The 22,599-nt window shown below is 44.9% G+C and carries 21 protein-coding genes; 8 read left to right on the top strand and 13 right to left on the bottom strand.

The window, feature by feature from the left end; translation table 11 throughout:
- Nucleotides 1–119 precede the first annotated feature (119 nt).
- Together purU and thpR are read right to left on the bottom strand one after the other, a co-directional pair.
- Entirely contained in the window at nt 120–974 is an 855-nt protein-coding gene (purU, locus tag AAC006_RS06160) for a formyltetrahydrofolate deformylase (RefSeq protein ID WP_013785716.1), read from the bottom strand.
- 139 nt (nt 975–1,113) lie between these two features.
- Nucleotides 1,114–1,797, bottom strand: a complete 684-nt coding sequence (thpR, locus tag AAC006_RS06155; RefSeq protein WP_013785715.1) for an RNA 2',3'-cyclic phosphodiesterase — start codon at nt 1,795–1,797, stop codon at nt 1,114–1,116.
- Between the two features lie 205 nt (nt 1,798–2,002).
- Between thpR and AAC006_RS06150 the strand changes: the two genes are divergently transcribed.
- Nucleotides 2,003–4,678 carry an ATP-dependent helicase C-terminal domain-containing protein gene (locus tag AAC006_RS06150; RefSeq protein ID WP_339890920.1) on the top strand — a complete coding sequence of 892 codons (2,676 nt, stop codon included), beginning with the start codon at nt 2,003–2,005 and terminating at the stop codon, nt 4,676–4,678.
- Nucleotides 4,679–4,706: 28 nt separating this feature from the next.
- On the opposite strand, the gene AAC006_RS06145 is transcribed toward AAC006_RS06150, so the two are convergent.
- Together AAC006_RS06145 and AAC006_RS06140 are read right to left on the bottom strand one after the other, a co-directional pair.
- The gene (locus AAC006_RS06145) at nt 4,707–5,933 is read right to left on the bottom strand and encodes a lytic murein transglycosylase (protein WP_256770188.1); all 1,227 of its coding nucleotides are present in this window, start codon (nt 5,931–5,933) and stop codon (nt 4,707–4,709) included.
- 127 nt (nt 5,934–6,060) lie between these two features.
- Nucleotides 6,061–6,264: a hypothetical protein gene (locus AAC006_RS06140; protein ID WP_013785703.1), complete on the bottom strand. Its 204-nt coding sequence runs from the start codon at nt 6,262–6,264 to the stop codon at nt 6,061–6,063.
- A 301-nt stretch (nt 6,265–6,565) separates the two neighbouring features.
- On the opposite strand from AAC006_RS06140, the gene mrcB reads away from it, so the two are divergent.
- Nucleotides 6,566–8,836, top strand: coding sequence for a penicillin-binding protein 1B (gene mrcB / locus AAC006_RS06135; protein ID WP_338454761.1), 2,271 nt, complete (start codon nt 6,566–6,568; stop codon nt 8,834–8,836).
- A 213-nt stretch (nt 8,837–9,049) separates the two neighbouring features.
- On the opposite strand, the gene AAC006_RS06130 is transcribed toward mrcB, so the two are convergent.
- Together AAC006_RS06130 and AAC006_RS06125 are read right to left on the bottom strand one after the other, a co-directional pair.
- Entirely contained in the window at nt 9,050–9,337 is a 288-nt protein-coding gene (locus AAC006_RS06130) for a hypothetical protein (RefSeq protein ID WP_208805931.1), read from the bottom strand.
- Nucleotides 9,338–9,708: 371 nt separating this feature from the next.
- Nucleotides 9,709–10,626, bottom strand: a complete 918-nt coding sequence (locus tag AAC006_RS06125) for a DUF808 domain-containing protein (protein ID WP_013785699.1) — start codon at nt 10,624–10,626, stop codon at nt 9,709–9,711.
- A 171-nt stretch (nt 10,627–10,797) separates the two neighbouring features.
- On the opposite strand from AAC006_RS06125, the gene AAC006_RS06120 reads away from it, so the two are divergent.
- Both AAC006_RS06120 and AAC006_RS06115 read left to right on the top strand, forming a co-directional pair.
- Complete coding sequence (locus tag AAC006_RS06120; protein WP_126872968.1) at nt 10,798–11,595, top strand: AraC family transcriptional regulator; 798 nt, start codon at nt 10,798–10,800, stop codon at nt 11,593–11,595.
- A gap of 229 nt (nt 11,596–11,824) precedes the next feature.
- Nucleotides 11,825–12,703, top strand: coding sequence for an EamA family transporter (locus tag AAC006_RS06115; RefSeq protein ID WP_013785697.1), 879 nt, complete (start codon nt 11,825–11,827; stop codon nt 12,701–12,703).
- A gap of 39 nt (nt 12,704–12,742) precedes the next feature.
- Here the strand turns inward: AAC006_RS06115 and AAC006_RS06110 are convergent, their stop codons facing one another.
- On the bottom strand, nt 12,743–13,645 hold the full coding sequence (locus tag AAC006_RS06110; RefSeq protein ID WP_338454742.1) for a hypothetical protein: 903 nt from the start codon (nt 13,643–13,645) through the stop codon (nt 12,743–12,745).
- Between the two features lie 225 nt (nt 13,646–13,870).
- Between AAC006_RS06110 and glnK the strand changes: the two genes are divergently transcribed.
- The 4 genes from glnK (at nt 13,871) to AAC006_RS06090 (ending at nt 18,332) form a co-directional block, all read left to right on the top strand.
- Nucleotides 13,871–14,209 carry a P-II family nitrogen regulator gene (glnK, locus tag AAC006_RS06105; protein ID WP_013785695.1) on the top strand — a complete coding sequence of 113 codons (339 nt, stop codon included), beginning with the start codon at nt 13,871–13,873 and terminating at the stop codon, nt 14,207–14,209.
- A 32-nt stretch (nt 14,210–14,241) separates the two neighbouring features.
- Nucleotides 14,242–15,489 (top strand): ammonium transporter, encoded by a 1,248-nt coding sequence (locus AAC006_RS06100; protein WP_339890919.1) that lies wholly within the window; start codon nt 14,242–14,244, stop codon nt 15,487–15,489.
- Between the two features lie 183 nt (nt 15,490–15,672).
- Complete coding sequence (gene ggt, locus AAC006_RS06095; protein ID WP_339890918.1) at nt 15,673–17,352, top strand: gamma-glutamyltransferase; 1,680 nt, start codon at nt 15,673–15,675, stop codon at nt 17,350–17,352.
- Nucleotides 17,353–17,402: 50 nt separating this feature from the next.
- On the top strand, nt 17,403–18,332 hold the full coding sequence (locus AAC006_RS06090; protein ID WP_013785692.1) for a Dyp-type peroxidase: 930 nt from the start codon (nt 17,403–17,405) through the stop codon (nt 18,330–18,332).
- Between the two features lie 13 nt (nt 18,333–18,345).
- On the opposite strand, the gene AAC006_RS06085 is transcribed toward AAC006_RS06090, so the two are convergent.
- The 6 genes from AAC006_RS06085 to AAC006_RS06060 form a co-directional block, all read right to left on the bottom strand.
- Nucleotides 18,346–18,774 carry a hypothetical protein gene (locus tag AAC006_RS06085; protein ID WP_339890916.1) on the bottom strand — a complete coding sequence of 143 codons (429 nt, stop codon included), beginning with the start codon at nt 18,772–18,774 and terminating at the stop codon, nt 18,346–18,348.
- Nucleotides 18,771–19,028, bottom strand: coding sequence for an adenylate/guanylate cyclase domain-containing protein (locus AAC006_RS06080; RefSeq protein ID WP_339890915.1), 258 nt, complete (start codon nt 19,026–19,028; stop codon nt 18,771–18,773). The genes AAC006_RS06085 and AAC006_RS06080 overlap by 4 nt, the downstream gene beginning before the upstream one ends.
- Nucleotides 19,029–19,082: 54 nt before the next feature.
- Nucleotides 19,083–19,427: a hypothetical protein gene (locus AAC006_RS06075; protein WP_339890914.1), complete on the bottom strand. Its 345-nt coding sequence runs from the start codon at nt 19,425–19,427 to the stop codon at nt 19,083–19,085.
- An 18-nt stretch (nt 19,428–19,445) separates the two neighbouring features.
- A complete protein-coding gene (gene hemL, locus AAC006_RS06070; RefSeq protein ID WP_013785690.1) occupies nt 19,446–20,729 on the bottom strand; it encodes a glutamate-1-semialdehyde 2,1-aminomutase in 1,284 nt (427 codons plus the stop codon).
- Nucleotides 20,716–21,747 carry an aspartate carbamoyltransferase gene (locus AAC006_RS06065; RefSeq protein ID WP_013785689.1) on the bottom strand — a complete coding sequence of 344 codons (1,032 nt, stop codon included), beginning with the start codon at nt 21,745–21,747 and terminating at the stop codon, nt 20,716–20,718. The genes hemL and AAC006_RS06065 overlap by 14 nt, the downstream gene beginning before the upstream one ends.
- An 85-nt stretch (nt 21,748–21,832) precedes the next feature.
- Nucleotides 21,833–22,489 (bottom strand): TetR/AcrR family transcriptional regulator, encoded by a 657-nt coding sequence (locus AAC006_RS06060; protein WP_339890912.1) that lies wholly within the window; start codon nt 22,487–22,489, stop codon nt 21,833–21,835.
- Nucleotides 22,490–22,599 lie beyond the last annotated feature (110 nt).

The following is a 22,599-nucleotide window of genomic DNA, read 5'->3' as shown; positions in this document are numbered from 1 at the left end:
TGTACGTAGGTTACAGTGTCATAAAGTAAACGTGTTCATGCTTGTCAGAATCAAAAAAGCCAGACGAGTCACTCTCGTCTGGCTTTTTTATCTTGCTGCGGAATTTATAAAACAGTGTCTTATGCAAATACCACGGTTTTATTGCGATGAATAATCACGCGGTCTTCCAAATGATAACGCACGCCATGGGCAAGGGCGGTTACTTCACAGTCCTTCCCTTTTCTCACCATATCAACCGCGCTATCACTGTGGCTAATACGCTTAACGCTTTGCTCAATAATAGGGCCTTCGTCTAGGTCTTTGGTGACGTAATGGCAGGTTGCCCCAATTAACTTAACACCGCGATCGTAAGCCTGTTGGTAGGGTTTAGCCCCTGCAAAGCTCGGTAAGAAACTATGGTGAATGTTAATTGCTTTACCTTGAAGTTGTTGGCATAGCGTATCTGGCAAAATCTGCATGAAGCGGGCAAGCACTGTTAGGTCAATTTTATACTCTTCCAATAAGGTTGAGATTTGCGCAAAAGCCGCTTCTTTGCCCAACGCTTTAAAGTCTACCCAATGAAACGGCACTTTATACCAATCGGCAAATTGCTTCATTTGTGGATGGTTGCCAATAATGCACGGAATATCGCAATCAAGCTCACCGGTGTGCCAGCGATGCAGTAAATCAACCATACAGTGAGATTCCACGCTACCCAGTAAGGCAACGCGCTGCTTCTTACTCGAATCAGAGAGTTTCCAATTCATTTGAAATTCGTTCGCCAAAGGCGCAAATTCTGCTAAAAAGCTGTCGTAATCTAACCCAATAGAATCGGCACCAATTTCGTGGCGCATAAAGAATCTACCGGTTTGTAAATCGGTGTGATGGTTAGCTTCAACGATGGTGGCACCATGGCTAGCTAAAAACTGAGAAACACTGGCAACTAAGCCAATTTGGTCAGGGCAATCTATTACTAATCGAAACGTTTGTTGCATGGAATTGAGGTCTCACTAAATAAGACCCCCTTTTTACCCAGCTACGCCAGTGATGTAAAGGTTTTTGGGCTTAAAAAGCCTAACTGAAATAGGCTATTTTGCTATAAATAATATCACCCGATGAATGATCGTTAACCAACTACTCATCATTAATTCCTCGGCGTAGCTTCTCACGCACTGACATATTGTGCTTTAAATTCCAACTTTGCCTAACGGGGTATGTAACCCCTTGCGGTGTAGAGACAGATTCAAAAAGGTGGAACGCCGAGGCATGCATCTCTACATGAGGTGTATACAAAGGCACAGGAAGCGCCGCCGTGGCTTTTCGAATAACGGTAACATGGGGCGAAAACCCTTTACCATCAACCTCTATAGCTGCTGCTCTGGCGGCCTTGCGGGTAGATTTTGCTAAGGCCATGAGCTCTGCTGGCGGTGATTGTGGTGCGGCAAAGAGAATCTTAGGGCCGTTCCAAATACCAGTAGTGTCTAAGGTTAGTGAAAATGGTGCATGTATTAGCGTATCTAGTTCGGCGACTAACGCCTCATGCTGTCGGTGAGTAATGTGGCCGAGAAAACTTAAGGTCATATGGTAATTGGCTGCGTTAACCGCATAAGGTTGGGATGCGCCTGAGTCACGTCTTTTACCTTTGCTCTCTTTACCCTTGCCCCGCCTGCCTTCGTTCCCTCTACCTTCATTGTGGGCTCGGCCCTCAGAAAGGTTGAACATGTTGCGGGCTGTCACCTCTGGGAGGGCTTGTTGCCGCCAACTATCAAGGGCTAATTTTTCTGTTGAATGTAAATCTAAACCAATGAAACAACGCATACCCACTCCTCTATCTACGTGTAATGAAGTCAACACGCCCTAGTTAATAGAAAAATTGTTTAAACCCAAATGGACATATCGTCAGGTGTCTCTATTTAGCTGTGCTTAGTCTAGCCGTGCTTGTTTTAACGTAATGCAAAACTTCTGCTGCAGGTAAATTCAAGTACAATAGTGTGAGAAGTTTATCTAGGTATTGCAAACCTTTATGTTACAGCCGTTATTACATTTACCCGCAGCCCAGCTTATTGAACCGGTTAACAAGGCGATTGGCGAAAACAACCTTATCATAGGTGCACCGCCGGGTGCAGGTAAGTCTACGGTGCTACCACTTTCTCTAATAAGCGCGATACCACAGGGTAAAGTGTTGTTGATGCAGCCTCGCCGCGTAGTCGTACGGAATTTGGCGAATTATCTGGCAGGCATACTTAATGAAAAAGTGGGCGACACAGTAGGTTACCGTATTAAAGGTGAAAGTAAGGTAGGAAAGAACACCCGCCTTGAACTCATTACCGAAGGTATACTCGCCAGAATGATTCAGTCTGACCCTGAACTTGCTGGGGTATCGGCCATTATATTTGATGAGTTTCATGAGCGCAGCATTCATAGCGACTTCGGTTTAGCGCTAGCCCTCGACGTACAAGCTGGCTTGCGAGAAGATCTCCGCCTAGTCGTTATGTCGGCCACCCTTGATGTAGAGCCGCTTACTGCATTAATGGATAATCACGGGGCTGTGCCTGCCATTAACCTCGATGCAAAAGGGCGAACTTTCCCCGTTACTATGCATTACAGCAAAGATGTGCTCGCCCATGAGGTGGTTAGCGCCACCGCAGAAATGACTACCCGAGCATTTTCTCAACACCAAGGTGATGTACTGGTCTTCTTGCCAGGAAGCGGAGCCATTCGAGGGGTGGCACAACGACTTTCTACGCTGGAAGATAAATATGATGTGGCATTGCACACGCTTTTTGGGGCGATGAGCAAAGAAGCCCAACAATCCGCTATCAACCCTGACCCACAAGGACGACGTAAAATTATTCTTGCCACCAATATTGCCGAAACCAGCTTAACCATAGAAGGGGTTAAGGTGGTGGTAGACAGTATGTGGGAGAATCAAGCGCAATATAACCCTTCCAGTGGTTTTACCCAGTTAATGCAACAGCGTATATCCCGAGCATCGGCTATTCAACGGGCTGGGCGAGCGGGACGCGTTAGCGCGGGTGATTGCTACCGGCTATGTAGCCAAAGTAGTTTTGAACGTATGGCGCAGCATAATGCTCCGCAAGTATTACGAGAAGATGTGTCGTCCTTATTGCTCGATGCCTTGCAATGGGGCGCTACGCCCTCATCGTTGGCGATGTTAACCCAGCCAACTAATGCACAGCTGAAGGTGGCTAGTAATAACTTAACCGCCATAGATGCTCTTAGAGATCTTGATGACAACCCAATAATTACCTCCTATGGGCGTAAACTGTCCGACATACCCTGCCATCCGAATTTGGCGAATTTGTTAATACGCTGCGAGCAAGGTGTTGAAGGGGTAGAGCCTACACTGCAAAGGAAACTTAAATGTGCTGCGCCTTTTGTGGTGGCATTGGCCGAAAACCTAGCTGGACAGTTTACACAAACCTATGTCATTGATGCGCTGTTGAATCTTGATGGTCAAGCGCGCAAACAGCTTCATCAGCAAGCATCTAAATATACAAGATATGTTGGTCTTACGGCGAACGATTTGGACATTAACGTCATAGACGAAGAAGCATTGGCGCTTTGTATTGCCATTGCCTTTCCTCAGCGGGTGGCGTTTTATCGGGGGCAAGCATCTGATAAGGCCAACGGAAAAGCAAATGGAAAGCAAAACGGACAAGGGGATACACAAGGTGCTATACGAGGGGCTAAACGAGGGGCCACGCAAGGAAATATGCAAGGAAAGCCTCAGCAAAGTGGATATAAGCTCGCCAGTGGCAAGGGGGGCGAATTAGAGCAGCATTCCCCTGAACAGTGGTTGGCCGTTTTACATGGTCAGCAAACCGGAAATACGGTGAAGTTCAGGTTAGTCCAGCCAATTAATGAAGCCCTGCTTCGTGCCGTGTTCCCAAATGAGTTTACTAGCAAAAAGCAAGTACGTTACAACGTGGCAAAAAAGGCTATGGAAGCACGGGTGATTACCGGTTTTTATGCCATCGACTTAGCCAGTGAGCCCGTATCAGGGCAAGAGAAACAACAAGATAATCGCTTTTGGAAAAAACAGACTGCTTATGCATGGTTTGAATATTTAGAGAACATTCCAGTAAGTGAGTGGCCACTCACTGAAGGTGACTGGCAATGGTGGAACAGACTTAAACTTGCTGCTTCGTTGAATTTACCTCAGCCGCAGGCGTTCGATAAACCAGACCCGTGGCCTCAGTCTTTGCCGGCATTAATGCACAATGCAAAAGAGGCATTAATTGAGCCTTTAAGTCGATGTGAGTCTTTGGCGAAACTACAAAAGTTGCCATGGAAAAATACGCTAAATAATGCACTTAGTTGGCCGCAGCAAGACGCCCTTGCTTCACTATTACCAACTCATTTACCGATACCCACAGGGCGTGATGCTGCACTTGAGTATCGCGATAACGGTGATGTGGTGTTAGCGGTTAGAATGCAAGAGATGTACAGCCAAACTGCCCCACTGACGGTGGCGGGTGGCAGAACCAATATTGTTTATGAGCTATTGTCGCCAGCAGGACGACCACTTCAAACCACTAAAGATTTAGCGGGGTTCTGGACAGGCAGTTATTTAGCGATTCAAAAAGAAATGAAAGGACGCTACCCCAAGCACTTTTGGCCAGATGAACCAGCTACCGCTAAACCCACCGCCAAAACAAAGAGGGCGATGGGCTAACGGGGCAAGTAAAGCCTTTTAAAAGCGGCTAAGCACTCTTATCAACTAAGTTCAAAGACTGCATCACATTAAGGCCCGGGAAGCCATCAGCAATCATATCGTTTGCTATTTGATAGTTGCGAATACCTTCGCGAGTAGCAGGGCCAATTATTCCATCGGGCGTACCAACATCGAAGCCGCGGTCATTCAGTTTTTTCTGTAAGCCAATAATATCGTTGCGGCTGTAAGCGGGTAAATCAGGTAGGGGAGCAATAATCCCGGATGCTCCTGAAATTCTATCGGCTAATACGCCTACCGCAATGGCGTAAAACTCTGAATTATTCCAACGCATGATCACGCGAAAGTTCTGGTAACCCACAAATGCTGGGCCTGCATGTCCTGCAGGAACCACCACGTATGCTTTAGTATCGTCGTCGCCTAATGGGCTAGCATCGGCTTGTTTCACGCCTAGTTCGCTCCACTGGCTCAATGTACGGCGGTTCTTATAACCAGAAAGTTGATAATCGAAACTATCAGGAAGTTGCACTTCTCGGCCCCAACGAAAGCCTCGTTGCCAGCCTAAACTTGCAAGAAAGTTGGCCGCAGAGGTTAGTGCATCTTCTTCACTATTCCATAAGTTAATTTGACCGTCATTGTCGCCATCTACCGCGTAATGGGTATAAGCTGACGGCATAAATTGGGTATGACCCATAGCGCCAGCCCAAGAACCTACCATTTCCTCACGGGTGAGTGACTCACGCTCAAATAATTTCACTGCAACCAAAAGCTCTTGGGTAAAGTATTTGCTTCTTCGGGGATCGCAAGCAAGCGTGGCTAATGAATCAAGAACAGGCATTTTGCCTTTGTAATTACCAAAGTTAGTTTCAAGCCCCCAAAAGGCAAGCAAATAGTGCGGCGGCACACCGTACTTGTCACTTAATTTGTGCAACAAGTCCTTGTGCTTTTCGTACATTTCCTTGCCCTTATTCGTGCGCCAATCGGTTACACGTTTACTAAAGTAGCCCGGAAACGTTTGCACGAATTCTGGTTGGCTTCTATCAAGCTCTATAACACGAGCTTGGTATACTAATGAGGGGAAAATGGTATCGACAGTGTCTTGACTGACACCTTGCTCAAGTGCTTTGTTGGCAAGTTGAGAGGTACACACGGAAAACGCCTCATCGGCCATTGCAGTAGTGCTGCAAAGTCCTGATAGCAGTGCTGACATCATTGATGCTGCAGTGACCCACTGCTTCCCTTTACCCTTTAAACCCATAATTCAATTCCTGTATTGCGAGTACACATGCTATCTCAATGTGACTGGTAAACGCGAGTATAATTCAATGATGCGCTAAGGTTTATGGCAGATGATACGTAACAATATGTAAACCTACCTTGCGACGTTATGCTGTAGGCGCTTGTTTTAAAATACCAACAATGTCGCCATCGTTGTTTAATTCAGCAAGCTCGATTAAATACCCTTTTTGAAGTTCATCTAACGAACGACCCTCTAACAGCTCTTTCACTCTGGCCTTTTCTCCCGCTACGATAGCCGATTGTAACCCTTCCATATTGGCAATAGAGCTCGCCTTATTTTCAGATGTCATAATTTCTCCTTGAGTGTAAGCATTCAACATTACTACGGTTGGTAACATTGAAACGATTGATTTTAGCGTGACGCTATTTTTGTAGTTGTTGCCGAGGGGGAGCAGTGGTAGTGTTCGCTAACTTCAGAGTGTGCAGCACGCAGTTGTTTATATGCTGCTACAAAATTCTTCAGCATTCGCTGGAAATTGTGTTCAGAAAGCTGCACAATTTTTTCAGCTTCATATCATGGCATTCTCAGTGGCAAAAAAAGTGGCAAAAAAACAATCGAAAGCGGCATCCAAACCTAAATCTTTTTCAATAATGAAGCTCTTCTTGCGCTTATTTCTGATAGGCGTTGTGGTACTTGGCGCCTACGCCTTTTACTTAGATGCGCAAATTAAACATGAATTTTCAGGCAATAAATGGGAAGTTCCAGCACAGATTTTTGCCCGTCCTCTAGAACTGAGTAAAGGGCAGGAAATTACTCCCACTGAAGTGATAGATGAATTAACCTTGTTGGGATATCGCAAAGTTAATGAAGCAGATGGTAGCGGTGAGTACAGTTATCGAAATGGCATTTTAAATATTCAGCGCCGCGCTTTCCATTTTCCTGAAGGCGCAGAAGGGCTTCGCCATTTAGAGATAACCTGGCAAGGCAGTCGGATTAGTCTGATTCAAGACAGAACGCAAACTCGCCCATTTGGCACTGTAAAACTTGAGCCATGGTTGGTTACGCGCATGGTCAGCGGTAGTCAGGAAGACAGAATGTTGGTCACACTGGATACTATTCCCGATATGCTGCCAAAAGCGTTAACGCTGGTGGAAGATCGCAATTTTTATAATCACCACGGTGTAGCGCCTTTATCTATATTACGGGCGCTACTAGCAAATATTGCGGCGGGCAGAACCGTACAAGGTGGTAGCACGCTTACCCAGCAATTAGTCAAAAATATGTTTCTAACCCGTGAACGCTCGATTGTGCGTAAAGCGAAAGAAGCCATTATGGCGGTGATCATAGACGCCAGGTATTCCAAGTCGGAAATCATTCAAGCCTATTTAAATGAAGTCTTCTTAGGGCAAAATGGAGACATGGCGGTGCACGGTTTCGGGCTGGCTAGTTACTTCTACTTTGACCGCCCAGCGAATGAACTGAGCACAACTGAAATAGCAACGCTTGTGGCTATTATCAAAGGCCCTTCTTATTATAATCCACGTAAACACCCTGAGCGCGTTAAAGAGCGCCGAGACTTAGTGTTGCGTATGTTATTTGACGAAAATGAAATTGACCGCAGTCAATATGAGCGGGCGATTAATATGCCGTTAGGTTTGGCCAGTGGCGCTAGTTTGGCCAGCGGCAAACATCCTGCTTTTATGGAGCAGGTAAGACGAGAGCTTGCAGATATTCTAGCCGATTCAAGCTTGCGTGACTCGGGCGTAAAAGTGTTTACCACGTTAGATATCGTGGCTCAGCGCCGGGCAGAAAAAGCCCTCTCTGGTACGATTGCCAGTTTACAAACGAACAGGAAAAATCCCCTTCAAGGCGCGATGGTTGTGACCGACAGTGCCAAAGGCGAAGTGCGCGCCATTGTTGGCGGTAAAGACTACTCATTTAAAGGGTTTAACCGAGCGTTAGGAGCGAAGCGTCCAATCGGTTCATTAATTAAACCTGCGGTGTATTTATCAGCCCTTGAAGATCCAACCCAGTTTAATTTAGCCACGCCACTTGAAGATGAGCCTATTACGCTAGAAAGCCGTAATGGGCAGCAATGGTCACCGTTAAATTACGATAAAGAATTCAGAGGGCAAGTGCCGCTTATTCAAGGATTGGTTGAATCTTTGAATGTGCCTACCGTTAATTTAGGCATGCAAGTGGGGCTGGATGTTATTGCTGACACGATTGCACGACTAGGCGTTACCTCTCAGGTCAATTTAGTGCCTTCTCTTACGTTAGGGGCGGTAGAGTTAACGCCGTTTGTTACCAACCAAATGTACCAAACATTATCGAACGGCGGGCGCTATGTTCCCCTTCATACAGTGAGCTCAGTCGTAACCGCTGACAATGCACTGTTATGGAAAAAGGCCGAATTTTATGCGCAGCGAACCGATGAAGCTGCTACTTACTTACTGAACTATGCACTTTACAAAGTCACGATAGATGGAACCGCAAAACAAATAGGTGCCAACTTTGGTAACGTGAATATGGCGGGTAAAACCGGTACTACTGACGATTATCGTGATAGTTGGTTCAGCGGCTTTGACCGTAACAACGTGGTGACTGTGTGGGTCGGCAATGATGATAACTTGCCAGTAAATTTAACCGGTGCCAGTGGTGCCTTACCGGTGTTTATTAATTATATGAAGTCTCAGTCACCTAAGTCTTTATCTCGCCGCTTTCCAGATGGTTTGGGTATTGCGCACTTTGACGCGAAGACCGGCGCGGTAGTGATTGCCGGTTGTGCCGGAAGCATGAGTGTACCTGCTATTCTAGATGCGTTACCGCCTGCGCAACAAGATTGTTCTGGTAAAGCAGTGAAGCCTGATGGAGAAAAAGAAGGCGAAAAGAAAAGCTGGTGGGAAAGAATATTTGGATAAAAAAACAGGTAGGCAGTAAAAAGCATCCAACTCAATATGCTTTTTATTGCCTCCTGAAAAAGCCCCAGGGAGTAGGCTAAACTTTAAAATTAGTACTAAAACTGGTCTAACATATATCGCGCTGTTGAAAACACTACAGCGCTAAGTGCAAATGCTGCTACGGGTGCCAAGACCAACATAAATAATGCGCTAGCGGTTAGCATACCTGCCTCCTTACGCGTCGTTATCGTTTTGAAACTCATCACTTTTCATTGGCGTAATCGTAATATCTGCAATTAAAGTGCTGGCTTCTGCCGCATCCGGTTCAAAAGTATGACTGGCCGTTAATACGTCATACGTGATGCCTATCGTCATATCTTGTTTTACATCAGTCATTGCACTAGCCACTAAATAATCGGTTTGCGACAGTAGGTTACTTGTTGGTTCATCCGCCATTGCAGTGGTGGCTGTAAATGCAGTACTTAGAATCAGCGCAGTAAGTAATTTTTTGTTGGTAAACATGGTTCATCTCCTATGAGTAAAAGTAAGTCACTGCACTAAATCGGACTGCTTGGCAGTTATTTATTAAGTCGTTATCAATTAACAATTAGTTTATAGCGAGGGATGTGCCATCTTTTTATAATTAGTTAAGTTAATGATTATTATAATTTTTTATTTTTATTGTTTTTAAGGTAGGTTTTCGAAATTAACGAATTAACTAATATTTAGTTAGTTTGTGGATGTGTTTTGGTCAAAATAACTAACGCTGATCATTGTGGGAAATGAAAATTAAAGCGGGACACAGCAAAGCAGAGAATATGGATAAGGTAAGTAGATACATATTTGGCTAAATAAACGTAAGGGGCAGTGATTCTACCCCTTAAACACACCATTTAGTTTTTGCGTAAGCGAGAAGCTAGGGTGAAGATGATGGCTAAAACGGCGCCAGCGACTAGACCTGCAAGACCATCGGCAGCAATCGCCATTACGGTCGTTATTGATGGCGCGAGTTCGCTGAACCACACTGCGGCGTGATGCAGAAAACCAATGTTGTGAGTAAGAATGCCGCCGCCCACCAAAAACATGGCAATGGTGCCAACTATTGCAAGGGTTTTCATCAAAATGGGCGCGGCTATTAACAGTGCACGGCCAAAGAAGCGTTGGAGGGTGTTCATGGTACCCGTGAGTGATTTACGCAGTAAATACAGCCCTACATCATCCATTTTGACAATACCAGCAACCAGCCCGTATACCCCTAATGTGATAGCAATGCTAAGCGCCACCAATACACCTACTTGAGTGGTAAAAGTGGCATCCGTTACACTCCCTAGTGCAATCACAATGATTTCCGCTGAAAGAATAAAGTCGGTACGAATAGCGCCTTTAATTTTCTCTTTTTCAAACGCGACCATATCCACTTTTTCATCAGCAAGGGCGTTTATTCTGGCTTCACGTTCTGCTGACTCATCATCATGAGGTAAATATTTATGAAGCAGCTTTTCAGCCCCTTCAAAGCACAAATAGAGTCCGCCTAGTACAAGAAGTACGGTGATTAACGAGGGCACAAAAGCGCTAATAAGAAGGGCGGCAGGAACCAATATAACTTTATTTAGCAATGAGCCTTTTGCTACGGCCCACACAACGGGTAATTCCCTGTCAGCTTTCACGCCCTGTACTTGGTTAGCGTTAAGCGCCAAATCATCCCCCAAAACACCAGCAGTTTTCTTTGCTGCCACCTTCGACATAACAGCAATGTCATCCATTAATGTTGCGATATCATCGAGAAGGGCTAATAAGTTCGCAGCGGCCACGTCACATTCCTTTCAAAAACCAAAAATGCAGCATACGTTGCACTGTCATAGGTTGGCAATGTTAAGGTATAAAAAGTAATAGCTAATTTTTAACGTATTGAGTTTTTGCGCCCTAATGACTTTTATAAGAGGCACGTAAGCTTAAAGCACTATGTATGACTGTGAGGTATCGTGAAGCCGTCATTATCTATTCGTTCTTATACTCGCACTATGTGTATGCACGCTCATGACTATTACCAGTTAGTATTGCCACTTAACGGGCATATCGATATATCGCTTAATACTTTCAGTGGGTGCGTTGGAGTAGGAGAGGGGATTTGTATAGCACCTGGTGCCATTCATGGCTTTACTGCTGATGAGCAGGCGAAGTTCATTGTAGCGGACTTGCAATCGGTGCCGGACAATATTGCTGGCGGCAATTTATTTGAAGAAGGCTCTTTACCCGCTGAAGGCTCCTTATCCGTTAAAGGCTCCTTATCCGCTAATGCCTCTGACCCCGCTAAAGGCGCTCCCATTTTTCAAATAAGCACACCCATGCAGGCGTTTTTAGCGTATGTGGAAGTGCAATTAACGCATCACATCACTGATGATGAGAATGACGCCATGTTAAGTTTGTTCTCGGCACTTTTAGCCCAGCAGCAACGCGGTGTCGCCACTGATAAGCGTATAATCCCAGTGCTTTCTTGCATTCACCAAGATGTCGCCTACCCACACACTATCACGTCCCTTGCTAAAATTGCCTGTGTGGGCGCAACACAATTTAAAAAGCGCTTTATAGCCGCTACTGGGATGGGGCTAAGGGAATACCTCATTAATGTGCGTATGGAGAAAGCACGGGCCTTACTGAGCAATACAGATATGCCTGTTATTGCCGTGGCGGTAAACGTGGGGTATGACGATGTGTCTGCGTTTACCCGTCGGTTTAAACACCATGTGGGTATGCCACCCACGCACTTTAAGCGTCGATAGCCAGGAAGGTAACTATGATCAGTTCCTTTCATAAGCTAAGTATTTATTCCCGTAGTATTTGCCCGAAAAATAATGGCCCGCAAAATATGTGAAAGCGCAGTATTCATTAACGCAGCAAAGTTTAACTGAAAATCAGGCTTTTAAATCAACCACACCGCCTTTTCTGCACAGATAGAATATACAATTACAGTTATGCTTAGGCTTCTTGAATTTTAAAAATAGGCAAGTAATGGCAACGTTTATAGGGCTTGTGGCCATCATTTCGTGGGGCGTATTAGCTGTGTTGGGTGTTTACGCATCGTCAGTGCCGCCTTTTCAGCTGCTTTTTATTTGTTTTTCAGTTTCTGCGCTATTGCTTTTTTTAAAGCGATTAATTAAGCGAGAGCCGTTATTTACATTACCTAAACTAACACTTACCCAATGGATAGTGGCTACCAGCGGTCTCTTCGGATTTCACTTTTGCTATTTTCTAGCCCTTCGTTATGCACCGCCTATTGAAGCAAGTCTTATTGCCTATCTATGGCCGTTACTGCTGGGTATTGCAGTGGCTAACGCGCACCAACGGTTGTTTGCTGTAATTGGAGGTGCACTAGGTTTTATTGGTTGCGGAATTTTAGTTACAGGGGGGGAAAGCATTCAGTTTAATAGCGAATTTACACTGGGTTACGGGTTGGCATTTATTTGCGCCTTAATTTGGTCGGGTTATTCGTGGTTTATGGCTGGCACAAAAAGCGATGTTGAAGACATTGGCTGGATATCTATTGCAGTAGCAGTGCTAGCGCTGGGCTCCCACCTAGCTCTAGAGTCGAGCTATTGGGACCTTTCATTTAACGCTTGGGCAAGTGCAATATTACTAGGACTTGGGCCTGTAGGTGGCGCGTTTTACTTGTGGGATATTGGGCTTAAATTTGGTAATCGCCAGTTGTTGGCGAGCCTAAGCTTTGCTACACCTGTTATCTCCAGTATTGCGCTATTTTTATTTGGAATAAGTACACTGTCCACCGCCATTTCAATAGCAATTGTACTTATTATGGTAGGCGCGCTAATTAGCAATGCTGTGCCAGCGCTCATCATGAAGCGTCGTCTACGCCAAGCGGCAAATGCCTAATTAATCAGAAGGACTCAAAGGGTCTTAGAGTCTAAGCGGCTAGTCTTTCACTGGCTCTTTAGCGACGCGGGCTTCAATAAAGCGGTCGTAGTCGCTGCCCTTGCTACATTCAAGCGTACCGCCAGTCCAACCACTTAAAACGGTAAGCGCTTTGTTGGTCGTGCCGGAGCAATTTACTTTTTTCACTGGTCGTTCTTCATATGACGTGTCCTCTTCACCTTTTCGAGTATCAACAATATCTGGGCTTTCTATTTTCCGCCTATGTGCTTCAGCCGCTCTTAAGCCTTCCTCAGCAATTTCTTCTTGCTCTCTTCGATTAAAAAATTGCGAGGCACTGGCCCGTGGAGACAAGTTTAAACTGCCAGCTTTCTGGTTTCTTGTCGAGGCGTTGATAGTAGCTTGGGTATTGGAAATCGTAGGCGCGGGTGCTTCAGGCAAGGGGGTTTCAGTTGAGTTATTTTCTGTAATTGTGCTTTCTGTATTTGGTGCAGTCTTGTCTTGTTTTGCTTCTGTGGGTTTTGCTTCTGCGGGTTTAGCTTCTACTGGCTTAGTCTCTACCGCTTTTATTTGCTCGGCAGTGTCAGTCACTTTTGCTTTGGGGCTTTCTGGTACGTTAGGCTCAACAACGGGAGGGATAACTTCTACCGGTTCAGGTGCCTCTGTAATGGTTTTTTCTACGCTAACGTGGGGGTAATACAAGGTTGCACTAATGGGGGCAGGCTTGTGTGCTGGTTTTACACCGCTTTCAAACGTAGTAAAGAAAATCACTATTACTAACCCAATTAGGTGTAAAAGGGTTGAGATAAGTAGGCCTTTTGCGAGTTTACCCTTCTTGCTCGCATGAAAAACCTGCGCACGTTCAGGCACATACTCAGGCTCTATAATAGGTGTGATAATTGTCATACCTAGTAACTGACCCGCATCATTACTAATTAGTTCCATCCTAATTTCATCGCTATTTTCAGTTAATTTAACTCACTGCGCTCTAAAGTTGGGCATTGATGGCGCTATGCACCAGTCTGGTGCGATAAATGTAAACAAAATGCATCACGTTTTAGTTAACTTATTGTTTTTATTCGTTAATTATTTGTGGCACATCTCTTGGTTTACTTCCCTGTACAAGACACGAAATGTGCAAAACAACCATTAAAAAAACTGGAGCAACTCATGAAACTAGTCACAGCTATCATCAAGCCGTTCAAGCTAGATGATGTTCGTGAAGCCATTTCAGAAATCGGAATTGACGGTCTAACCGTTACCGAAGTGAAAGGTTTCGGACGTCAAAAAGGCCACACTGAACTTTACCGCGGCGCGGAATATCAAGTGGATTTCTTACCTAAAGTCAAACTGGAAATTGCCGTTCAGGACGACCAGGTAGATCGCTTGGTAGAAGCCATCGTTGGCGCAGCCAAGACTGGCAAGATTGGTGACGGTAAGGTATTTGTTTACGACCTTGAACAAGCCGTACGTATTCGAACTGGCGAGTCAGACACAGACGCGTTGTAAGCCACAACGATTAATTTGCGGAGAAAAGCATAATGGAAATTACATTTGAACTCGGGTATGCACTAGATACCTTTTACTTCTTAATCTGCGGTGCACTAGTTATGTGGATGGCGGCAGGTTTCGCCATGCTAGAAGCTGGTTTGGTACGCGCTAAAAACACGACAGAAATTCTAACTAAAAATATCGCGTTATTTGCCATTGCTAGCACCATGTATATGATTTGCGGTTACGGCATCATGTATGGTGGCGGCGAGTGGAGCCCGTTCCTTGGTGGAATTATGGGTGACGGCGCAACAGGTGTTGCTGAAGATGCGGCAACGTATGCACCTTCTGCTGATTTCTTCTTCCAAGTAGTATTCGTTGCAACGGCAATGTCTATTGTTTCTGGTGCAGTGGCTGAGCGTATGAAGCTTTGGGCTTTCTTAGCATTCGCTGTTGTGATGACTGGTTTCATCTATCCAATGGAAGGTGCTTGGACGTGGGGCGGTGAAGCTGTATTTGGCATGTACACCCTTGGTGACCTTGGTTTCTCTGACTTTGCAGGTTCTGGTATTGTTCACATGGCAGGTGCTGCTGCAGCGTTAGCTGGTGTATTAGTACTAGGTGCTCGTAAAGGCAAATATACTGCTGACGGTAAAGTTAACGCTATTCCAGGTGCTAACCTTCCACTTGCTACGCTAGGTACATTCATTTTATGGATGGGTTGGTTTGGCTTTAACGGTGGTTCAGTACTTGCTACTGCTACAGTTGAAAGTGCAAACGCGGTTGCGATTGTATTTATGAATACTAACGCCGCAGCAGCTGGTGGTTGTATTGCAGCGCTTATCTTAGCACGCATTCTGTTCGGCAAAGCTGACCTAACTATGGCCCTTAACGGTGCACTAGCTGGTTTGGTGGCAATTACTGCAGAGCCTTCAACGCCTACTCCACTGCAAGCAACCTTATTCGGTGGTCTTGGTGGTATCTTAGTAGTACTAAGCATTGTAGCGTTAGATAAACTTAAAATTGATGATCCAGTAGGTGCTATCTCTGTTCACGGTGTAGTTGGTTTACTTGGTCTTATCCTTGTTCCATTCACTAACGACGGATCAAGCATTGTTGGTCAGTTAATTGGTGCTGCTACCATCTTTGTTTGGGTGTTTGTAGTAAGCCTTGTTGTTTGGTTAGCGATTAAAGCCGTTATTGGTGTTCGTGTAACTGAAGAAGAAGAATTCGACGGCGTTGATATGAGTGAATGTGGTCTGGAAGCATATCCTGACTTTACCAGCGGCCGTACGTAAGGAAGTCTGAACAGGCAAAATTACTTATAATAACGATAATGCCTGTATCATCAATCTTAAGCCCCGCATCTGCGGGGCTTTTTTCGTTTTTCATAAAGTTAAAAATAACGCTAAACTATTGATAATTTACTTAGTTAGCAATAATGCTACATTAGGTTTGTTCTTTTATTAGGAAAGTAAATCATGCTGTTGCGATGTTTGTTACTACTGTGTGTCAGTCAAATGGCTTATGGGTACGATAGGGTTACCGGCGCGCCGTTTGCGAGTCGTTCAGAAGTTATTGCTCAACATGGTATGGCTGCGACAAGCCAGCCTCTTGCTACCCAAGTGGCTCTCGATATTCTTAAACGAGGCGGTAGTGCTGTAGACGCCGCCATTGCTGCAAACGCGATGTTGGGGCTTGTTGAACCTACGGGGGCAGGTGTAGGCGGCGATCTATTCGCAATAGTATGGGATGCTAAAGAAAACAAGTTAGTTGGGTTGAACGCATCGGGCCGCTCTCCAAAGTTGCTGACCAAACAAGTGTTTAACGATAGAGGTTTAGCGCAAATACCTAAATTTGGGCCACTGCCTGTGTCTGTGCCTGGGGCCGTAGATGGCTGGTTTATGCTACATGAAAAGTTTGGCAAGTTACCTATGACAGCGTTGCTCACGCCGGCCATTGAATATGCCAAAAATGGCTTTCCTGTTTCTGAACTGGTTGCTTATTATTTAGCAATGAACAACGAAAGAATAGGTCATTACGATGGGTTTGCAGAAACGTTTCTTATTAATGGGAAAGTCCCCAAAAAAGGGGATGTTTTTAAGAACCCTGGTCTCGCAGTAACCTACGAAAAAATTGCCACTGGCGGGCGAGATGCTTTTTATAAGGGTGACATTGCGCAAAATATTGACGCCTATATGAAATCGCAAGGTGGTTACCTTTCTTATGCTGATTTAGCGTCGCATACGTCAGAATGGGTAGAGCCGGTATCAACAAATTATCGCGGCTACGATGTATGGGAGCTTCCCCCTAATGGGCAGGGTATTGCGGCATTACAAATACTCAATGTATTAGAGCGCTATGACATTGAAGGCATGGGCTTTAATTCTGCCGAGTATATTCATACCTTTGTGGAAGCGAAAAAGTTAGCATTTGAAGATCGCGCAAAGTTTTATGCTGACCCCGCATTTAAAGACATTCCAGTTGAGTGGTTAATTTCCAAAGATTACGCCACTGAACGTCAGCAGCTTATTAACGGCGATAAAGCCGCAGAACGTGTAGACGCAGGTATTTACGATGGCGATACAGTTTATTTAACGGTGGCCGATAAAAACGGTAATATGGTATCGCTAATCCAAAGTAACTATCGCGGTATGGGGTCAGGAATGACACCCCCAGGGCTTGGTTTTGTACTACAAAATCGCGGCGAAATGTTTACCTTAGAAGAAGGTCATTTCAACGAACTTAAGCCTGAAAAGCGCCCATTTCATACCATTATCCCTGCATTTGTAACTCGTAATGGTGCACCATTTTTAAGCTTCGGTGTAATGGGCGGAGGTACTCAGCCTCAAATGCATGCGCAAATCATTGTGAACATGCTCGATTTTGGTATGAATCTACAAGAAGCGGGTGATGCTCCGCGTATTTTGCACAGTGGCTCTAGTTCGCCAACAGGTAAATTAATGCTTGATGGCGGCTATATTAGCCTTGAATCAGGATTTGATGAGACAGTACAGCGAGAGTTGATGGAGCGAGGTCACACATTGCGTCGCGTTGTTGGTGCTTTTGGGGGCTATCAGGCAATTATGTGGGATGATAAGCGCAACGTTTACTTTGGGGCTTCTGAAAGCCGAAAAGATGGACAAGCTGCGGGTTATTAATACACACTCGTATCATTGTTCGCCATGGTTAAATAACAATAAGAGTGCCCATGACACAACCACAAAAAGGGATTTGCGCAGAACCTAATTTACATGCGCAATATTTACTGCTTAACGTTATTGATGACGATAGTGAAGCGGTAAGGGCGAAGCTTGCCCGCGTGTTAGATATATTCGAACACTTTGAGTCTGAGCATTACGAAGCTATGGTGACCGGTGTTGTGGCTATTGGAACTGGCTATTGGACTGAAGTGTACCCAGGCTTAATTCCAGTAGAATTGATGCCTTTCCCGGATATGCAATGTGAAGATAGAAGTGCGCCTACTATGCCCTGTGATTTGTTTATTCAAATTAGGGCTGACCGTTTAGATATTTGCCATGCTATCGGCATCGAGGTCATGGATTTACTCCGATTACACGTAGAAATGGTAGAGCAAATTCGTGGTTTTCGTTACCTTGATGGACGGGATCTTACCGGGTACTTGTATGCCGCAGATAACCCTCGTGGAATGAAGCGCAGAGAGGTTGCCATCGTAAATGAAAACGATCCTGATTTTAGCGGTGGAAGTTATCTACACGTACAGCGCTACAAGCATGACTTACGCCGTTGGCACAGTCTTTCATCACGGCAGCAAGAACAGGTGATGGGGACTACTCAGCAGCATAACTTGGTGAGTGCTGAACAGTCTGAATCTTCTCATAGTGTTCGCGCCAATATAATTACCACTGAAAGTGGTAAGGCAGGGCTGATTAAACAAGGTATGCCGTATGGTGATATGGTGTCGCAAGGGCTAATGTTCGTGAGTTGTTCAGCCAGCGCTCGGCCTTTTAAGGCCATGCTGCATAGCCAAATATACGGCAATGGTGATGGAGATTATGACCGCTGGTTAGATTTCACTAACGCAGAAACGGGCGCTGCCTTTTTTGCCCCATCCGTTACCTTTATTCGTGAACAGGCGAAAAATATAGAATCTGAATAGGGTCGGTGAGGCTCTACTGAATAGTTAAGGCGCCATCCCAGTCATCTGGCAGCAGCATGTTTTGATATATACGACACACATCAATATGGTGCTTCGCCAAGGAGTCTTGAGGAAAAATAGCCAACGCCGCTTCAAATTGCGCTATAGCCAACTCCCACTCTTTATCTATTCTACAGGCTAGGACAGCGGCAATTTTAAATTGAACCGAAAACCGTTCTTCCTGCTGTTGATGTGGCAAATGGCTAAGCACCTCATAAATTTGGATTGCGGCTTTGCGCCCTTTTACCCGAACCCAGTCAAGAAGCCGCGTTTTAACAGGGAACTTGTCCCCCATTCCTTCAAGTACTTGTGCACTGACAATAATGTCAGCACCGTACTTTGGCGCTAGTGCTTCTAAACGACAAGCAATATTAACGCTGTCGCCAATAAAAGTGGTATTCATTCTGTCATAGAACCTACCGTTCCCATTACCACAGGCCCATAGTGTATTCCCACACCCACATTAATGGGAACAAAGGCCTTACGCTTACGACGAATATTGTAAAAATCGAGGGTTTTGCGTAATTCCATCGCAGCGTTAATTGCGTCAATAGCTTTATCTTGCGGGGTACCACCTTGATGATCAAACAATGCCATCATGGCATCGCTGATAAATTTATCAATAAACCCGCCGTTCTCGTGAATTGGTTTATTCATACGCAAGAAATACGAGTTGAGAAACCCCATAAGCTCCTGTGGGCGCATTTTTCCTTATAAGCCGGTAAAACCGCGAATGTCGCAGAAAAGGATAGCTACATCCTGCTCATCGGCATAACCAAGCTCAATATGGCCTGAGCCGGTTTTAGTGATATGGTCGATAAACTGTTGAGGAACAAATTTTTGAAAGGCTTGAGATAATCTTAACGCTTCATCAGCAACGTGTTGATTATGCTGTTCGGCTGAGGAATCTGATTTTAACTTTGCTTTACGTCGCTGTCGGTAAATAAGTCTATTAAGTCTGTGCCGGCGATACTTTACCAGCACAGCGGTAACGACAACACTGTAAGCAAAAACTAAAAATAATACACTTAGTAGTAACCAATCCGTCGACGTCAAAATACCTATCCATTGTTATTATTTAAGCATTGCAAACACCTTGTCAGCGGCTTCTAAAGTTTTCGCAATGATGTCCTTATCATGCGCTTTAGATACAAATCCAGCTTCGTATGAGGCAGGTGCCAAGTAAACACCTTGCTCCAACATGCCGTGATAAAATTTGTTGAACTGCTCTGTATTGCAGTTAATGGCCTGCTGATAATTAGTCACGCGCTCAATGTCCGTGAAGAATATCCCAAACATACTGCCGGCAACATTAGTACTTAGTTTAATACCGTGCTTGTTGGCAAGGGCTTGCATGCCATCAGCAAGTGCTTGGGTATTTTCAAAGATGCCTTCGTAAAGGCCTTCTTCCTGAATCTGTTGCATGGCAGCTAAACCTGCAGCCATGGCTACGGGATTACCTGACAAGGTACCGGCCTGATAAACCGGGCCGGTAGGCGCAATATGAGTAAGAATGTCTCGTCTACCCCCGAAACAACCTACCGGCATTCCGCCGCCAATCACTTTACCTAAGCAAGTTAGGTCTGGCTTTATGCCGTAACGTTCTTGTGCTCCACCGCGTGATACCCGAAAACCTGTCATCACTTCATCAAATATCAGAAGGCTACCGTATTCGTCACACACATCACGAAGACCTTCTAAAAAGCCTTCAACAGGTGGAATGCAGTTCATATTACCAGCAACTGGCTCAACAATTATACAGGCAATGTCGTTTCCGTGAGCCTTAAATACATTCTTTACACTTTCTATACTGTTATATTCAACCGTTAAGGTGTGCTCGGCCACGTTAGCAGGTACACCAGGAGAACTCGGCACTCCCATGGTCAATGCCCCTGACCCTGCTTTTACTAGCAACGAGTCGGCATGTCCGTGATAACAGCCTTCAAATTTAACGATTTTATTGCGACCCGTGTAGCCGCGAGATAAACGAATAGCGGACATGGTGGCTTCAGTGCCTGAATTTACCATGCGTACCATTTCCATTGACGGCACCAATTTACTTACCGTTTCAGCCATAATGATTTCAGCTTCGGTAGGTGCACCGAATGAAAGACCGAATTCAGAGGCATCGATGACCGCTTGTCGAATTTGTGGATTATTATGACCCAATACCATGGGGCCCCACGATTGCACGTAATCGATATACTGTTTACCATCGGCGTCCCACATGTAAGGGCCATCAGCCTTGGTAATAAAACGAGGTGTTCCGCCAACGGCTTTAAAAGCGCGAACGGGTGAATTAACACCGCCAGGAATGGTTTTTTGGGCGCGGGTAAAAAGGACTTCAGATTTTTGCATGTAATTCATTGCTCTTGTTGCTGAACCATACCACTTCACGTTCATATTTAGTCAATAACTCTTCAACGCCTAACGTAAGCGCAAATAACGCCATGCGTACGAGAACGCCGTTGTCGGTTTGTCTGAATATGGCAAGGTTTGGATTTAAATTTAGGTCGTTATCTAGCTCGTTAGCCTCTATACGAGAATCTCGAGGAAGTGGATGCATAATGACAGTTTTAGACTGAAAATGGCGAGTATAAATAGAGTGGTTTAAACGGAACTTCCCACGGTATTTATTGGCTTCTTCTTGAGAAGGAAAACGCTCTTCCTGAATACGGGTTTGATAACAAATGTCGGCATCTAAACTGCCTTCAAATGTTTCCGTTATATTAAGCTGATGCCCCGCATTTTCAATCGCATCGATAATTGGCTGTGGCATGGCTAATTCTTTAGGCGATATTAGCGTGAAGCGCACATTTTTGAATAAGCATAAAAGGCGAGACAACGAGTGTACGGTTCTACCGTAACGAAGGTCGCCAATCATTGCGATATGTAAACCATCAATACCATGGCCATGGTATTCCAATTCACGTTTAATGGTAAATAAATCGAGTAAGGCTTGAGTGGGGTGTTCATTAGCACCGTCACCACCGTTAATCACTGGAACACGACTGCCTTCTGCAAACTCGGCTACCGATCCCGCAGCAGGGTGACGCATGGCAATAATATCTGAGTAACCGCTCAGTACACGGGCGGTATCATAAAGTGATTCGCCTTTCGCTAAGGCTGAACTGGCCATGCCGGTGGTTTCACGCACTTCACCACCTAAAAGGTTAAACGCGGTGCCGAAACTGACGCGAGTCCGGGTGCTAGGTTCGAAAAATAAATTACCAAGGATGGCGCCTTCAAGCACAGTAGTGCGCTTTTGGCGTTTCGCATAGGGCTGCATGGAATCAGCAACTGAGAATACTTTCTCAATAGCCTCACGATCGAATTGATTAACCGAAAGAATATGATTACCGGTAAAGTCAGACATGTGTCACTCAATCATCAACGAAAACGGCTTTAGTGTATAACAAACGAGGAAATAAGTAATCCTTCGTCGCCGTCTAGATGCTGAGTTATTCGTCTTTATTTGTACAATAAGTATTAAATAGCAGTAAGGTTTTCTCGACAGCAATTTCTACATGAGCGCCAATTGCTTCATTAAGCATTGCCTCTTGAACACCGCACAGCAATTTGTTGTGAAAGTCGCTTTGTAACAACGAGCAAAAGTCTATGGCCAACTGCACACTGTTAGCTTTCGTTAGCGCGCCTTTACCATAAAAGAAGAAGACTTCAGAGAAGGCCTCTATCGATGCACCAGGTCCAGCATCATAAAATAGTTTTGCCACATGAGGTGTGCTTTGCGCTTCACCAATGACCAATCGGAAAACAGCAACCGCCACTGGATCTTGTATCAACCTGATGAACTGCGTACCTACCTGCTTTAAATAATGGTTTAGCGGAAGGTTAGCATTCGTGCCTTGCATCAATTGATTGGTATCTAGTTGGTAAGATTGGCATTTCTTCGTAATAGCGGCCTTAAACAAGGCATCTTTATTATCGAAGTGAGAATAAACCGTTTGTTTTGATACCCCAGACGCCTTAGCAATATTATCCATTGAGGTATTAGCGAAACCATTTTCGATAAATAAACACGACGCTGAATGAAGAATAAGGTTATGTTTTTCTTCGCTTTTGGGGCGGCCTTGTCGTTTGTTTTTTTGTTCAGGCAATGGAATCTCACTCAAATTTTAATATCAAACTAGACGGTCTAGTATTTATAATCTAGCATAGTAAAAATAGTTTACCAAATATGCCTAGGCAAATAAGCCTGCAGAAGCAA

The organism is uncultured Alteromonas sp., from assembly GCF_963976965.1.
Classification (GTDB): Bacteria; Pseudomonadota; Gammaproteobacteria; order Enterobacterales; family Alteromonadaceae; genus Alteromonas; species Alteromonas naphthalenivorans.
The sequence above is the reverse complement of the archived record's forward strand: the minus strand, read 5'-3'. Positions and strand labels throughout refer to the sequence as shown.